Consider the following 13,587-nt stretch of genomic DNA (forward strand, 5'->3'; position numbering starts at 1 on the left):
TCATAAGGGCGCGGTGGAATTCGTCGAACTTTCCCTGTTTTCTCGAGGCGAGTGCGATTGGGAATCCGGTCCCAGGACCGGGAACCGTCTGATCACAAGCTTCAGATTGGGATCATTCTTGAAGGCTTTTTGGTAGTTGAGATCTGCCAGTCTGCAATGCGGACAGTTGTGGTAGTCATTGAATATGACCAGAACGGCATCGCCTTGCGGGTTGCCGGCGATTGGCGAAGGGGGTCGTTGTCGAATGCGCCGCTCCACTTTTGCCTGTCGATCGACCACGCCTGCCGGTGCAGGTTCGCGCTATATTGGCTCGCCAGCACGGCGAGGAGTAAAAGAAGAGCTGCGACAGTGATGGCAGTCGGCTTAGACATGAGTCTCCAATCCATGGACGGCGTGGCAGCAACGGCCCGCCTTTTGGTGTAAAATGCTTTTGATCGAGCCCCGCACTTGCCACAGGGCGCAGTCGCGAGGGCGCACAGCTATAGATGCCGGTGCGCTCTGGCGGTTTCTGGAAAGATGGCCTTGCGCCATCGGGCCCACCCCACCCAGCTGAGCGTCGTTCGCGCGGGCCGGGCAACCGCGACCGCCATTCACCACGCCGGGCGACTGACCGTCCGCCCGGCAGAGCGCTGAAGGGTCCCCGGACCTTCCGGGTTGCCGGCGATTTGGCGAAGCGGGGTCGTTGACGAGTGCGCCGCTCCACTTTTGACTGTCCATTGGCACGACTGCATGGGCGGGGGCGGCCTTTCCCGCGGCGGGTGCGCGCTATTATGGCTCGCCAGCACGGAAAGCAGCACGGCGAGGAGAAAAAGGAGAACCGCGAGAGTGGTGGCCGTTGTCTTAGACATGAGGCTCCAATCCATGGACGGCGTGGCAGCAACGGCCCGCCTTTTCGGTGTAAAATGGGTCGCTTTTGATCGTGCCCCGCAGTTGCTACAGGCGCACAGGTGCGGGTGCGATCTGGCGGTTTCTCAAATACGGCTTTGCGCCATCGGGCCCACCCCAATAGCTGAGCGTCGTTCGCGCGGGGAACTGCGTTCACCACGCCGGGCGACTTGACCGTCCACCGCCAGAGCGCTGAACGGTCCGCTAGTGAGGCGCTCCCCGAATCGTCGTTTATCCCGCTCGCCCCAGACCGGGCGACAGCCAGCGTTGCCGCTACGCTGCGGAGAAATATCGTCAGCGCGTGGCATTCGGACATAAGCTGATCGACGCCAAGAATAAGACCCACGGAGGTGACCGGTGCGGCCGGAACAAGAAAGAGCGTTGCAGCCATTGTGACGAGGCCTGCACCGGTAATGCGGGTTGTTCCGTTCGAAGGGAACAATGCGACGAACAGCATGAGGATCCGGCAGCCGATCGGCAGATCAGTTTTCGTCGTCTGGGCGATGAAGAGGGCGGCGAGCATCATATTCGTGCCGTCCAGATTGAATGGAATGAGACCCACGACCGAATGCGTGGCGCCGGCCTTTTCCATCTTCTCCATGAGCGAGGGCAGCGCGGCCTCCGAGGAGGACGTTGCGAGCAGCAGCTCGTCCTTGATGTATCGGACGAGAGAGAAGATCGAGCGGCCGTTGTAGCGGCAGACCGCGCCGAACAGGACCGAGAAGAACAAGACTTGCAGGATGTCGCCTTCCGCGAAGGCACTGGCAATGGTTGATGGGATGATGTTCATCAGGAAGCTGGTCACGGACTGCTCGTGAGCCGTGGCCACATAGCCCTTAACGGCTTGGACATCGAGCGAGGCCGGATCGATGTTGAGGCCGGCGCCAGGCTGAACGATATTCGCGACAATCAGTCCGACAACGAGTGCAAGTGTCGAGAAGGTGAGGAAATAAACCATCGCCTTGGCGGCAACTCGGCCGACCTTCTGCAGATCGCTCATGCCGGCAATGCCGGTCGCTATTGTCAGGAAGATGACAGGTACGGTGATTATCTTGACGACATCGACGAAGGCATCGCCGAGCGGCTTCAGGCTCTGGCCGGTCTCCAAATGGAAATAGCCGATTGCAGCACCCAGGATTATGGCGGCAAGCATCTGCACGTAGGCCCGGGCAAAATGGCGCTTGCGGGCCGCTGCGTTCGCTATGGGGACTTGTGGAACCAACACCGTTTCTCTCCTTGACCGGATCGGGGTGGGGCTCCTCCTTCTCCCATGCAGTGCTCCGGTCGAACGCTGCGCCCACTTCGGCGCAAGCGATGTGCCAAATAGCAAAGAGGGGAAAACGCGCAGGACCTCTCACGCAGTGCTTGTTCGCTCTCCCGCACTCGCGCTGCGGTTGCCAGTCAACTATGGAAGGGTCCGTTCTTGGGAATTCCAAAGGTCGCTCTTTGCTTCGGCGCAGCTTGGCTGGCTGGAAGGTTCCCTGTTTGCCTTGGGGTCTGGGACCTGCGTCCAGATGGTCAACATTTTCCTGCGCGCCGCACGGGGCTCCAAAGATTCAATCGAGGACGGGCCCTCTTCGAAAACGGCGGCAGCGTTGGTCAAGCCCTTCCACCCTGCTGTCCCACCAAGGGTGTTCAGAAGCTCAGTTCACGATTAAGCGATGGATCAGCGTCATCTGGCGTTTGCGCCATCGCGGCGGCGTTGCAAGGGGTCTGCCAAGGATGAGCAAGCCGCGAGGCAGGGCCCGAGACCTAGACTCCATCCTCATCAACAGCGCTCGGCTCGCGTTAGGAATGTTCGAACCGCAGCACGATCAGGTGGCCACACCGTTGGTCGGAACCGGAACCCGACGAATGATCGTTCGTGACCGACATCTGTGAACAAGCAGTGTGTGTCATTGCAATCACCACCCATTGCGCGCAATTGCCCATATGGCCGTGAATGAACTGGATTTGGTGATTTTCCAGATGGCGGTGGAAAGCGTCCGCTTGCTCTCTTCAAGCTTTGATGAGAAGGCGGCTGAGATAGCCACGAGGAGCCGTGGTAGCCTTCTTTTCGACGTGCGGGTTGACGGTGACCTGGAGGTCCAGCGAGTCGCAGCCATTGGATATCCAGGCGACAAGATCGGTGTGGTGGCATTGGACCGAGAGGGCCTTGTTAGCTGCTGTTGCCTTGTCAATGGCACCTTCTCACCTTTCATTGCACCATTGGAGAACTGGACCAGCATGCCCCTGTCCATGCAGGCCCAGATCGATGTCACAGGCTATGCGAGGCTCCTTCTGGCCGCCCTGCGAAATGCTGGACATATGCTGGGCAGGTAGCATCACCGATGATGTCTGTGATGAGATGGTGCAGACGGCTGGATGAGGCGATCGCTTGCCGGCAGCTTTGGCCGCCAAGCGATCGGTGAGTTCGCAATGCTGGACACGTCCTGTAGACTCTGCCAGTTAAGTTAGCGGACAACCATCTGACGAATGCCCGATCTGACAGTCTGGACGGCGCGGCATGCCCTCCTAGGAATGCAGCCGTGGTTCTACTCCCTCGGCTGTTTTTGCGTCGAAGGCGACGGGCACACCGTGAACGATGGACGTCGCCGCCACCAATTCCTCAACTCGCGATCGGTCGCTTTGCACGCCGGCATAAGCGTTCGAATGGCGCGGATCGCCTGGGCGGTGGAGAGGAACCGGGCCTTGCCTCTGGACAGAACATAGGCTTCGGCGGCTTTTTCACCCGCCTCCCTGAAACTCTGACTGACACGATCTAGGACGGGAGTTCGGCAGCCTTCAAGCCTATGTCCGATACCGGACAATCAGGCAGCGGTGGCCAGGCCGAAATAACGTTGCTCCTCCTCGCCGTAAGCGCCATGCGTGAGTTCCATCAATCCGACGCGGTCGATAATCGTGACCTCGCCGCGCTTGGCACGGACAAGTCCTCGATATTCAAGCATTTGCAGGGCCGTGGTGACCCCGGGACGGCGGGCGCCGAGCATGGTCGCCAGAAATTCATGCGTCAGGTAGATCTTGTCTCCGTCAGAGCGGTCATGGATCATCAGCAACCAGCGGGCCAGCCGTTCCTCGATTTTGGAGTGGCCATTGACCAGTGCCGTCCGGGACGACTGGACAAGGAACGCGTGGGCATAGTCCAGCACTGACGTGCGCAGCGACGGGCTTTCCGCAACCGCAGGACGAATGATTTCAACCGGCAGGCGCCAGCCATTGCCTGCGACCTGGATATAGGTCTCGTTGGAAGAGCTGTCCTGTCCGAGAATGAGAGCAATTCCTGTCATCCCGTCATATCCGATAATGCCGACTTCACATTGCCGTCCGCCGGTCATGGTGGCGACCACCGAGGCGATGCCCCTCTCGGGAAAATATCCATTCCTGATCGGCTGATGCGCGATCTCCAACTGAGCCTTGATGTCCAGTTCGACGCGATGCAGCGATGGTCGCAACAGCGCGAAGTCCTCCGGCGAAAGGGATTTCAGCACCCGGTTGCGAAAAAGGGATTCGGGCAAGGCTCTCTCTCATGCGGGCAAGAGCGCGTACCTCTTACTGTCGGCTGCATCCGAAGTAACTGACGGCCGATGCCAAGCATAGGCTTCGAAACGCGCGATTGCAAAGCCCTGTCGGGGCAGTGCAGCCATGCTAGAAGTCGCGCGGCCTTACGATAGGCGCGGATGACATGATTCCCTTCTGCGGCCACCAAGAACGGCTCGGGCACGCTTTAATCATTCATACACAAGCTCGCAGGAATGTAAGCGGCGGAACAGTCGGGTGATTCGTGCCGCCCTGCCCTTTCAGAAATCAAGTCATTGGACGTCAATTCGGGCTGGAACGCCTCGTCGCGGAACGGCACAGGAAACGCAGCCGGATCAGCAATGGTGGTTCACCTTATGTGCGGTCCGGATGTGCGGTCCGGCGGCTCATCGCCCAATGGCTTGTCGAGGGGAAGTGGAACTCGTCATGTCGCCGCGAACCGTCACCGCGCTAGCGCGGCGCTTTTGAAGACGCCGGTGTTTTCTTTGTGGAACTGAAACTGTGAGGTGATTGATGCATGACTCAAACATTTGCGTATTTCCGCTGCATCGGCGACGCACATTGGTCGAAAGTATCGCCCAGGCCCTCGAGACCAAGAACGGCGAGGCGGCGAGTGCGTTCTGGCGCTGTGCTGCCAAGAAAATGCTCATTCAATTGTCCGATGTAGGAATTGCGCCAGAGTTCGCTGCGCAGGAGGTTGGAAGGCTTCTTCATGCGGTCTTGGACGATATGGCCAACCGAACGGTAATGCACATAGCATAGGCTTGGGCGCTGTTGGATCGCGCGTCAGCTCGGGTCCTTATCGGGGGACTGCTCCGACTGGCCGACGGTCCGGCCAAACCGGCATACCGGCAAAGGTTTGAGGTTGGGATCGCTCACGGCGGCCGGTCCAATATTCCAAGGCGATCTCAGAAGCCACATTGGCTTCTTTCCAAGCGGACGGGCGCCACTTTGGCGTGCTCACGCTGGACTGCGGGTTGCGCCTACGGAAATCCGAAGTCCGGCCGCGCGAGTCGATCGACCGGAACAGTCGAATGCTCGTGGGGCCGGGTCCGCTCAGCTTGACGGCGGGCGGTGGCGGCCGTGAGCAGACTTAACCCAGGTCACGGCTGACCATCCGCAGGCGCTATGCCGATTGGACGAGAACTGGTTGCCACAACACCGGCCCGTTCAGGCGTCCCCTCCAGCGGATGCGCAAGAGACTGGCGTAGGAAATCTCGAGGAAGCCGGCGACTGCCTCGGTGTTGCCGACCTGCTGGGGCTGTCCGATACGTGACAACGGCCAGGTCGCGAGACGAAGGATCCTTTCGATGCGCGTATCTGTCACCGTTACGATCCCGGAGAGATTGTTGGCCAAGCCGAATTCGATGATGCCCGCGAAGAGCTCGTAGGTTGCTTGTGCCAGGCCGCCAGCAGCCTTCGGCGCTGTCGCAGGGAGATCGAGCGCGAAACGACTACTCTCCCAGATATCGGCACTCGCAGGGACCACCATCTCATCCAGCAGCGCCGGAAACGTATCGCGCAACATAGTCGGTCCGGTGGTCGGCAAAAGGCGGACGCAGCCGCAAGTTCGCCAATCGGACCCCTTGAGAAGTAGGTAGACGGGGTTCAGGCTGTCAAACGGGTCCGTTTCCATTTCGCCTTCGGTCTGCACTTCCCAATCGAGCCGCTTCTTGAAAACCCGATACCTAAGCCCGTGCATTTCCCTGAGTTCGCTCGCGAACTCGGCGTAGCAGTCGGGTGTTATCAGCTGCATCATTGTCGTCTCCGTGCGGGATGTGTCCACGCAATCGAAGGGCAAAGCCGTCATGAATGCAGCCTGTAGACCTTTACAGCTAGCCTTGGAGAGGATCAGGATCTCGCCCGAGCAGCCATCCGCACTATGGCCTGGTTGATGGTTCGCACGCCAAGCTTCGCCTTGGCGTTTTCCTGATGGAAGGTCACGGTGCGTTTCGAGACACCGAGAATCTGGCTGATATCCCAGGCCGACTTGCCGCACGCCGCCCATTTCAGGCACTCGAACTCCCGCGGGGTGAGCGTTATGCCATCTACCACGCAATCTTCGGCGAGCCTGCGCCGGGCATGGATATGAACGTTGATCGCAACCAACTGCATTGCTTTTTCGTAGCGCGTCAGCGACCTCAAAAGTGGCGGATGCGCCTCGTTGGAGGCGAAGGTCAGTGCGGCGAACCGGCCGCGATGATCATGCATCGACATGGTCAGTCCGCCGCGAATGCCGAACTCAGCTGCTTTTTCCAGGACTTCCTGCTGCGAGGTCGGCAAATAACGGTGATCGCGGTCCACACCCCAGTCGAAGGTATCCCAGCCTCGCAGTCCCCGCAGGATCACGGGATCCACGCTGTGGTAGCGCAGTTGCAGGTAATGTGATGTCCATGATGATGGATAATTCGAGATCAATCGCGGCGTGTCGCCGGAAGCGGATGGGTAGGTGAAATAAGCGAAGAACGGAAAGTCGAACCCGGCTGCGGCGGACGCCATTGCCTCATGGAGATCGACGGCATCGACGCTTGCAGAGAGTTGCTCGACCAAGGTTTCAAATACGCGATGCATCTGCGCTTTGCGTACCTCGCGGAGGTTGCTGGAAGCCGGGCGGAGACGTGGTTCTAAATAATGGCCTGTCCCTGCAGGGCGCGACGCGCCGCCGTCATCACCGCAATTGCTGTGCTGCTTCCGATTGGAGAGAGCTCCGCGCACCTGACCAACTACCGATGGGTGATATTGCGACGTTATTGATGAGCCGCGTGTCGCCAAGCCAAGCCGCAGCAAGCAAGCGTGCCGATCGGTCAAGGCTTGCTAACGATTGCAGGTCTGTTTCTCCGCGAAGCTCCAGGTATTCGAGCTCGCGATAGCCGGCAGCCAGAATTGTTGCACGCGCTTCATCGAGCGTAGGCAGGATGGGAGAGCCGCGTGCAAGCCGCTCGGCCGTATCGAGCAGGACCGATGCTAGTTTTGGGGCAATGGCGCGTTGGGCTGGGGAGAGCCGCACGTTACGCGACGATAGCGCAAGACCATCGGCTTCGCGGACTGTCGGACAGGGCACAATAGTGATCGGAATGTCGAGGTCCCGGACCAAGCGCCTGACAAGCTGAAGTTGCTGAAAATCCTTTTCGCCAAAAAAGGCGAAGTCAGCGCCGGCCTGCAGGAAGAGCTTGGCCACGACCGTCGCCACGCCATTGAAATGGCCGGGCCGGAATGCGCCGCACAGGCATTCGCTGATGCCGGACACTGAAACGACCGTGGCGAAGCCCGCCGGGTACATTTCCTCTGCGTCCGGCACATAGAGCAGATGCGTGCCCAGCGGCGCGAGCTTGGCAGCATCTTCGCTTTCCGTCCGAGGATAGGCAATCAGGTCGGCGGGGCTGTTGAACTGCTTGGGGTTTACGAACAGCGTCACGATCACCCGCTCGGCCCTTTCAAGCGCCTTCCGCACAAGGCTCAGATGCCCGTCGTGCAAGGCTCCCATGGTCGGCACAATACCGATCGTGGCACCCGAGCGACGCCATTGCGCAACGACGGCGCGCAGCTCGCTCACGGTTCGAGCGATCGGCACGCTCATGTGAAGTCTCCGGCCTTCAAGGCGTTGACATAGAGATGTTCGACCGCCGGAAAGTGCCGGTTCCGCACATCGGTGGCGTAAGCGGCGATTGCCGCCTCAGCCTGCTCACCGAGCTCGGCATAGCGTTTGACGAACTTCGGCCGAAATGAGGTGAAGAGCCCGAGCATATCGTCGCTCACCAGAATCTGGCCGTCGCAAGCTGGCGAGGCACCGATGCCGATGGTGGGTATGTCGATATCGGCGGTTATCTGCCGTGCAAGCTGCTCCGGTATCTTTTCGAGCACCAAGGAGAAGGCGCCCGCCTCGGTTACCGCCCTGGCGTCGCGCCTGATCCGCTCTGCATCGGCTCCCCGGCCCTGCACACGATAGCCTCCGAACGTGTTTACCGCCTGCGGCGTCAGCCCCACATGGGCCATGACAGGTACGCCGCGCGCGGTAAGGAAGCGGATGGTTTCCGCGATGGTCTCGCCGCCCTCGAGCTTCACCGCTGAACAACCGGTCTCACCCATCACGCGCGCAGCGTTGCCGAAAGCGTGCTCTGGGCTTTCCTCGTAGGAACCGAAGGGCAGGTCGACGACCATCAGCGCGTGTTCAAGGCCGCGGCGAACGGCCTGTCCGTGCATGATCATCATGTCGAGCGTGACGCCCAGCGTCGACGACAGGCCGTGCAGCACCATGCCGACGCTGTCGCCGACAAGAACGATGTCGCAGTGGCGATCGAGTAGCCTCGCGACCGGCGTGGTGTAGGCCGTCAAGCATACAAGTGGCGTTTGGCCTTTTCGCAATCGAATATCTGGAGGGTTAATCCCTTTTATCTCACCAGCCGCGCTCAACCGACGCCCCCTTCCCTTACGTTACCAACAGCGGGGTCGCGTTTGGCATATTTTTGTGCGACTGCGAAGAGCTAAAAACAGTGCTTGAGTAGTACGGTGTTGACGTGCTGGCTGCCAAGGGTACATTCAATCGATTAAGGCGCTCCGTTGGGCCAACCCACTTTCGCAAACATGGATCCTCAGACAAGAAGAACCAAGAAAGGCAAAGCCGCCGTCAAAGCTGACGAAGCCAAAGTGGACCTGACTGCCGTCGTGGTCGCCGTTAACGACAGTGAGCCCTGTGTCCTCACCGTCGGTCATGCGGACACCCTCCCTTCTGGACCTTTTGCGCTTGAGCATCGATCGCTGCAGTCGGGTTTGAGGGGGTGGGTGGAGCAGCAGACTGGCCATGCACTGGGATACATCGAGCAACTCTACACCTTCGCCGATCGCGATCGCATCGGCACTGAGCGCCACCAGCGCGTCATCTCAATCAGCTATCTCGCATTGACCAGGAAGGAACAGGCAACGAACTTGACCGCGTGCGGCTGGCAAAGTTGGTACGAATATTTTCCCTGGGAGGACCACCGCTTCGGCACGCCGCCTGTGCTGCTCGATAGATTGCGGCCCCGCCTGATTGAGTGGGCCGGCAGCGCCAGCGAGCCGACCACTCAACGCGAGCGCCGGCAGCGCGCTGCGATAGCCTTCGGCTTCGACGACCGCCATTGGAACGAGGAACTCACGCTCCAACGCTACGAGTTGCTCTATGAAGCTGCTCTGATTGAAGAGGCCGGTGGCGGCAGGGACGCGATTGCGGCCGCGGCTGGCAAACCAATGGTCGCTGACCACCGTCGCATTCTGGCAACCGGGATTGCGCGGCTGCGTTCGAAGATCAAATACCGGCCGGTCGTGTTCGAGCTTATGCGGCCTTCCTTCACGCTGCTGCAACTGCAGCGAACCGTGGAAGCTCTGGCTGGCAGGCTCATCAACAAGCCCAACTTCCGGAGACTGGTCGAGCAGCAGGATCTTGTTGAGGAGACTGGGGAGACCTCCCTCGACACGGGCGGCCGACCGGCGAAGCTTTATCGCTTCCGCCATGCCGTTCTCGACGACAGGGCTATCGCCGGGACAAAATTACCGCTGGCGCGGGCTTGACATACTTATAGTCAAGGTAGACATATTCCCTTATTGTCAAACCGAATATAATCGAGGCGTCAATGGCTGGGGCGTTACCTATGGCTGCGTCCCTGTATGAGCGTGTCCGGCGGGTGATCCCTCCCGTTGAATGGCTCGCGTTCGCCGGCGATATTGAAGCCATCTTAGCGCTGAAGCGTGAGCGCAATGCGGTGGTGCTGGCGCACAATTACCAGACGCCCGAAATTTTTCATTGCGTGGCAGACATCGTCGGCGACAGCCTGGCGTTGGCCCACAAGGCGGTGACGGTCGACGCCGACATCATCGTGGTTGCCGGCGTTCATTTCATGGCCGAGACGGCAAAACTGCTCAATCCGAACAAGACCGTGCTCATCCCGGATCTCAGCGCCGGCTGCTCGCTGGCCGAATCGATCACGGCAGACGACGTGCGGTTAATGCGGCTGCGGTATCCGGGGGTCCCCGTTGTTACTTACGTCAACACATCGGCCGCCGTAAAAGCGGAGTCCGACATCTGCTGCACGTCCGGCAACGCGAAGGCGGTGGTGGAATCGCTTGGCGTGGCGCGTGTGCTGATGCTGCCGGACGAATATCTGGCGAGGAACGTGGCAGCCGATACAGACGTCGAGATCATCGCCTGGAAAGGCCATTGCGAGGTGCATGAGCGCTTCACCGCAGCAGACATTCGGGAACTGCGCGATGCCCATCCAGGCGTCATCGTGCTGGCCCATCCAGAATGCCCACCAGACGTTGTCGCGGAGGCGGAGTTCTCCGGCTCGACCGCAGCGATGTCGGATTATGTCGAGCGGGAGAAACCGACGCGTGTCGTCCTTCTGACCGAATGTTCGATGAGCGACAACGTCGCGGTCGCGCATCCCGACGTCGAGTTCGTTCGCCCATGCAACCTGTGCCCGCACATGAAGCGCATCAACCTGGCCAACATTCGCGCCGCGCTCGAGCAGAACCGGCATGAGGTCCGGATTGATCCGGAAATTGCCGGCCCCGCCCGCCGCGCGGTCGAGCGCATGCTTTCCCTATGAGCCTGGAGGTTCGCGACATCGCCGGGGCGCCGGTCGTCATCGGCGGCGGCATTGCCGGCCTGATGACGGCGCTTCATCTGGCGCCGGAACCGGTCGTGCTTTTGACCAACGCGCCGCTTGGAACCGGAGCCTGCAGTGAGCTTGCCCAGGGCGGTCTTGCGGCAAGTCTCGGCGGCGACGACGGCCCGGATTTTCACCTTTGCGACACGATAGCTGCCGGCGACGGACTCTGCGACGAGGCCACGGTGCGGCGAGTGGTCCGAGCTGCACCCGAAGCGATTAGGACGATCCAAAGGTTCGGCGTCGCCTTCGACCAGCACCCTGACCGCGCGTTGCGACTTGGGCTCGAGGCGGCACACTCGCGACGGCGGATTGTGCATGCAGCCGGCGACGCCACCGGTCGCGAGTTGGTGCGCGTGCTCATCGCCGCGGTTCGGCGTACAGCCTCGATCACCACTATCGAAAATGTGGAGGTCCGCCGGCTGGTCGTGCAGGACGGGTCGGTCATCGCCGTGGTCGCCGCAGGACGAGCCGGCGCGCTCGCTCTGCCCACGCGTCGCGCGGTGCTGGCGACCGGCGGCGTCGGCGGGCTGTTTTGCGATACGACAAACCCCGCTGGCTCATGGGGTCACGGGCTGGCGCTCGCCGCATGGGCGGGGGCGGAACTCGCCGACTTGGAATTCATACAGTTCCATCCAACTGCGCTCGACGGTCCGCGCCGGCCGATGCCGCTGGTGAGCGAAGCCGTGCGTGGCGAAGGCGCGGTGCTCATCGATGAGCGAGGAGAGCGCTTCCTCGCTGACACACCTGGCGGTGAACTTGCGCCTCGCGACGTCGTCGCGCGCGCCATTTGGCACCAGCTTGCCGTTGGACGCCGCGTATTCCTGGATGCACGGCAAAGTCTCGGCCCGAGATTTGGCAAGCGTTTTCCAGGCATCGCCGAATTGTGCCGGAGCGCAGGGGTCGACCCCGCGACCGACCCGATCCCGGTGCGCCCGGCGGCACATTATCACATGGGCGGCGTCGCCGTAGACAGCGCCGGCCGCAGCTCCATCGAGGGATTGTGGGCCTGCGGTGAGGTCGCCTGTACCGGCCTGCACGGCGCCAACCGCCTGGCCAGCAACTCGCTCACCGAAGCGGCGGTCACCGCGAGCTGGGTTGCCGAAAGCGTTGCCGGCACGTCGTATACCCGGCGACCGCGCAGATGCTCCACATTCGTCCCTCCACGACCAGACGCTTCCGCGGTCCGCCCAATTGTCTCCGCCGCCCTGGGTATCATCCGCGACGGCGAGGCAATGCGCGAAGCGGTGGCGACCCTGCTGCCGATCGCAGCTGACAATGTCGCTGCCTCTGGTCCGGCTTTGGTCTCACTGATGATCGCCGTGGCGGCCCTGGGGCGGGAAGAGAGTCGAGGCGCGCACTGTCGGTCCGATTTCCCGCTCCACGATGCCGACGCGCGCCCATCACGGCTGACACTGCACAGCGCAATGCGGGCCGCGGCCGCACTCGATTGCCGGGCTACCATACGGAGCACCTGATATGATTTCATTCTCCCCCCTCCCCGCGACCCTGATCGAACCGATTGTGCGCGGTGCGCTCCTCGAAGACCTGGGCAGATGCGGCGACCTGACCAGCGATGCGGTTATCCCGCATGATTGCACTGCCACGTTGGTGCTCAAATCGAGGCAGGCGGGCGTCGTTGCCGGGCTCGATCTGGTCTCGTACGCCTTCCTGCTCGTGGAACCCGCGATCAACATCCAGATCTGGCGCCCTGATGGCAGCGATGTCGGGGCCGGGGAAACCATTGCAAAATTGTCCGGACCCGCGCGAGGCCTGCTCACGGCCGAACGCACTGCCCTCAATTTCTTATGCCGGCTGAGCGGCATTGCCACTGCCACAGCGGCGATGGTTGAGGCCGTGCGCGGTCACAAGGCGAGGATCGTATCGACGCGAAAGACGACGCCCGGCCTGCGGGTATTGGAAAAATACGCCGTGCGCGTCGGCGGCGGTGCCAATCACCGCTTCGGCCTCGATGACGGCGTGCTCATAAAGGACAACCACATCGCGATCGCCGGCGATATCCGCACAGCAATAGAGCGGGCGCGCGCCGCCGCAGGGCATATGGTGAAGGTCGAGGTTGAGGTCGACACGCTGAAGCAGCTCGATGCAGCGCTCGCGATTGGTGTTGACGCGGTGCTGCTCGACAATATGTCGGTCGAGGATCTTGCCCGCGCGGTTTCTATAGTGGGTGGCCGTACGATCACCGAGGCTTCCGGTCGGGTGACGCCGAAAACGGCGGCGGCGATTGCGGCGACCGGTGTCGATCTCATCTCCATGGGATGGCTGACGCACAGCGCCCCGATCCTCGACATCGGCCTGGACATGCCGGACCACCAGAACATCTGCAAGCATTTGAACTGAGGATTACGGCATGAGGAGCAACATCAGCTCGGCAGGCGTAGGAAGGCGGTGGGAAGACGTGCCGCAGCTCGCCTTTTAGCGAGTGCGCTCCAAAGCCAAGTCGGACCGGGCTTGCCGGTCGACAGACTCCTGAAGGCGTACCGGACTAGCAACAAAGGTTTGA

Annotated in this window: 12 protein-coding genes and 1 pseudogene; 6 read left to right on the top strand and 7 right to left on the bottom strand. The window is 61.2% G+C overall.

Features of this window, described 5'->3' with window-relative positions; genetic code table 11:
• Together EJ070_RS36710 and EJ070_RS36715 are read right to left on the bottom strand one after the other, a co-directional pair.
• Positions 1-279, bottom strand: a complete 279-nt coding sequence (locus tag EJ070_RS36710; protein ID WP_329609616.1) for a thioredoxin domain-containing protein — start codon at positions 277-279, stop codon at positions 1-3.
• Between the two features lie 856 nt (positions 280-1,135).
• A pseudogene (locus EJ070_RS36715) lies at positions 1,136-2,107 on the bottom strand (cation:dicarboxylase symporter family transporter); the annotation flags it as partial.
• 710 nt (positions 2,108-2,817) lie between these two features.
• Between EJ070_RS36715 and EJ070_RS00405 the strand changes: the two are divergent.
• The gene (locus EJ070_RS00405; RefSeq protein ID WP_029354905.1) at positions 2,818-3,207 is read left to right on the top strand and encodes a hypothetical protein; all 390 of its coding nucleotides are present in this window, start codon (positions 2,818-2,820) and stop codon (positions 3,205-3,207) included.
• A gap of 488 nt (positions 3,208-3,695) precedes the next feature.
• Here EJ070_RS00405 and EJ070_RS00415 read toward each other — a convergent pair whose 3' ends face one another.
• On the bottom strand, positions 3,696-4,400 hold the full coding sequence (locus EJ070_RS00415; protein WP_029354903.1) for a Crp/Fnr family transcriptional regulator: 705 nt from the start codon (positions 4,398-4,400) through the stop codon (positions 3,696-3,698).
• Between the two features lie 535 nt (positions 4,401-4,935).
• On the opposite strand from EJ070_RS00415, the gene EJ070_RS36720 reads away from it, so the two are divergent.
• Entirely contained in the window at positions 4,936-5,184 is a 249-nt protein-coding gene (locus EJ070_RS36720) for a DUF6074 family protein (RefSeq protein ID WP_029354901.1), read from the top strand.
• Positions 5,185-5,548: 364 nt separating this feature from the next.
• On the opposite strand, the gene EJ070_RS00425 is transcribed toward EJ070_RS36720, so the two are convergent.
• The 4 genes from EJ070_RS00425 to panB form a co-directional block, all read right to left on the bottom strand.
• The gene (locus EJ070_RS00425) at positions 5,549-6,181 is read right to left on the bottom strand and encodes an acyl-homoserine-lactone synthase (protein ID WP_029354900.1); all 633 of its coding nucleotides are present in this window, start codon (positions 6,179-6,181) and stop codon (positions 5,549-5,551) included.
• A gap of 92 nt (positions 6,182-6,273) precedes the next feature.
• Positions 6,274-6,993, bottom strand: coding sequence for a LuxR family transcriptional regulator (locus EJ070_RS00430; RefSeq protein WP_029354898.1), 720 nt, complete (start codon positions 6,991-6,993; stop codon positions 6,274-6,276).
• A gap of 97 nt (positions 6,994-7,090) precedes the next feature.
• The gene (gene panC, locus EJ070_RS00435) at positions 7,091-7,999 is read right to left on the bottom strand and encodes a pantoate--beta-alanine ligase (RefSeq protein ID WP_126089905.1); all 909 of its coding nucleotides are present in this window, start codon (positions 7,997-7,999) and stop codon (positions 7,091-7,093) included.
• Positions 7,996-8,832 (bottom strand): 3-methyl-2-oxobutanoate hydroxymethyltransferase, encoded by an 837-nt coding sequence (gene panB / locus EJ070_RS00440; protein ID WP_126089906.1) that lies wholly within the window; start codon positions 8,830-8,832, stop codon positions 7,996-7,998. Before panB ends, panC begins: the two co-directional genes overlap by 4 nt.
• A 171-nt stretch (positions 8,833-9,003) precedes the next feature.
• Here panB and EJ070_RS00445 point away from each other — a divergent pair, with 171 nt between their 5' ends.
• The 4 genes from EJ070_RS00445 (at position 9,004) to nadC (ending at position 13,424) form a co-directional block, all read left to right on the top strand.
• A complete protein-coding gene (locus EJ070_RS00445) occupies positions 9,004-9,966 on the top strand; it encodes a hypothetical protein (RefSeq protein WP_095521262.1) in 963 nt (320 codons plus the stop codon).
• Between the two features lie 62 nt (positions 9,967-10,028).
• On the top strand, positions 10,029-11,003 hold the full coding sequence (gene nadA, locus EJ070_RS00450; protein WP_029354894.1) for a quinolinate synthase NadA: 975 nt from the start codon (positions 10,029-10,031) through the stop codon (positions 11,001-11,003).
• Positions 11,000-12,541: an L-aspartate oxidase gene (locus EJ070_RS00455; RefSeq protein ID WP_029354892.1), complete on the top strand. Its 1,542-nt coding sequence runs from the start codon at positions 11,000-11,002 to the stop codon at positions 12,539-12,541. The genes nadA and EJ070_RS00455 overlap by 4 nt, the downstream gene beginning before the upstream one ends.
• Before the next feature lies 1 nt (position 12,542).
• A complete protein-coding gene (nadC, locus tag EJ070_RS00460) occupies positions 12,543-13,424 on the top strand; it encodes a carboxylating nicotinate-nucleotide diphosphorylase (protein WP_185928335.1) in 882 nt (293 codons plus the stop codon).
• Positions 13,425-13,587: the final 163 nt, after the last annotated feature.

This window comes from Mesorhizobium sp. M1E.F.Ca.ET.045.02.1.1 (assembly GCF_003952485.1).
In the GTDB taxonomy this organism is placed as follows: Bacteria; Pseudomonadota; Alphaproteobacteria; order Rhizobiales; family Rhizobiaceae; genus Mesorhizobium.

What these genes read in the sequence shown, in the direction of transcription:
- EJ070_RS00455 (WP_029354892.1), top strand. Translation starts at nt 11,000, where the DNA reads ATGAGCCTGGAGGTTCGCGACATCGCCGGGGCGCCGGTCGTCATCGGC.
- EJ070_RS00430 (WP_029354898.1), bottom strand. Translation starts at nt 6,993, where the DNA reads ATGCATCGCGTATTTGAAACCTTGGTCGAGCAACTCTCTGCAAGCGTC.
- nadA (WP_029354894.1), top strand. Translation starts at nt 10,029, where the DNA reads ATGGCTGGGGCGTTACCTATGGCTGCGTCCCTGTATGAGCGTGTCCGG.
- EJ070_RS00405 (WP_029354905.1), top strand. Translation starts at nt 2,818, where the DNA reads ATGGCCGTGAATGAACTGGATTTGGTGATTTTCCAGATGGCGGTGGAA.
- nadC (WP_185928335.1), top strand. Translation starts at nt 12,543, where the DNA reads ATGATTTCATTCTCCCCCCTCCCCGCGACCCTGATCGAACCGATTGTG.
- EJ070_RS00425 (WP_029354900.1), bottom strand. Translation starts at nt 6,181, where the DNA reads ATGATGCAGCTGATAACACCCGACTGCTACGCCGAGTTCGCGAGCGAA.
- EJ070_RS00445 (WP_095521262.1), top strand. Translation starts at nt 9,004, where the DNA reads ATGGATCCTCAGACAAGAAGAACCAAGAAAGGCAAAGCCGCCGTCAAA.
- panC (WP_126089905.1), bottom strand. Translation starts at nt 7,999, where the DNA reads ATGAGCGTGCCGATCGCTCGAACCGTGAGCGAGCTGCGCGCCGTCGTT.
- EJ070_RS36720 (WP_029354901.1), top strand. Translation starts at nt 4,936, where the DNA reads ATGCATGACTCAAACATTTGCGTATTTCCGCTGCATCGGCGACGCACA.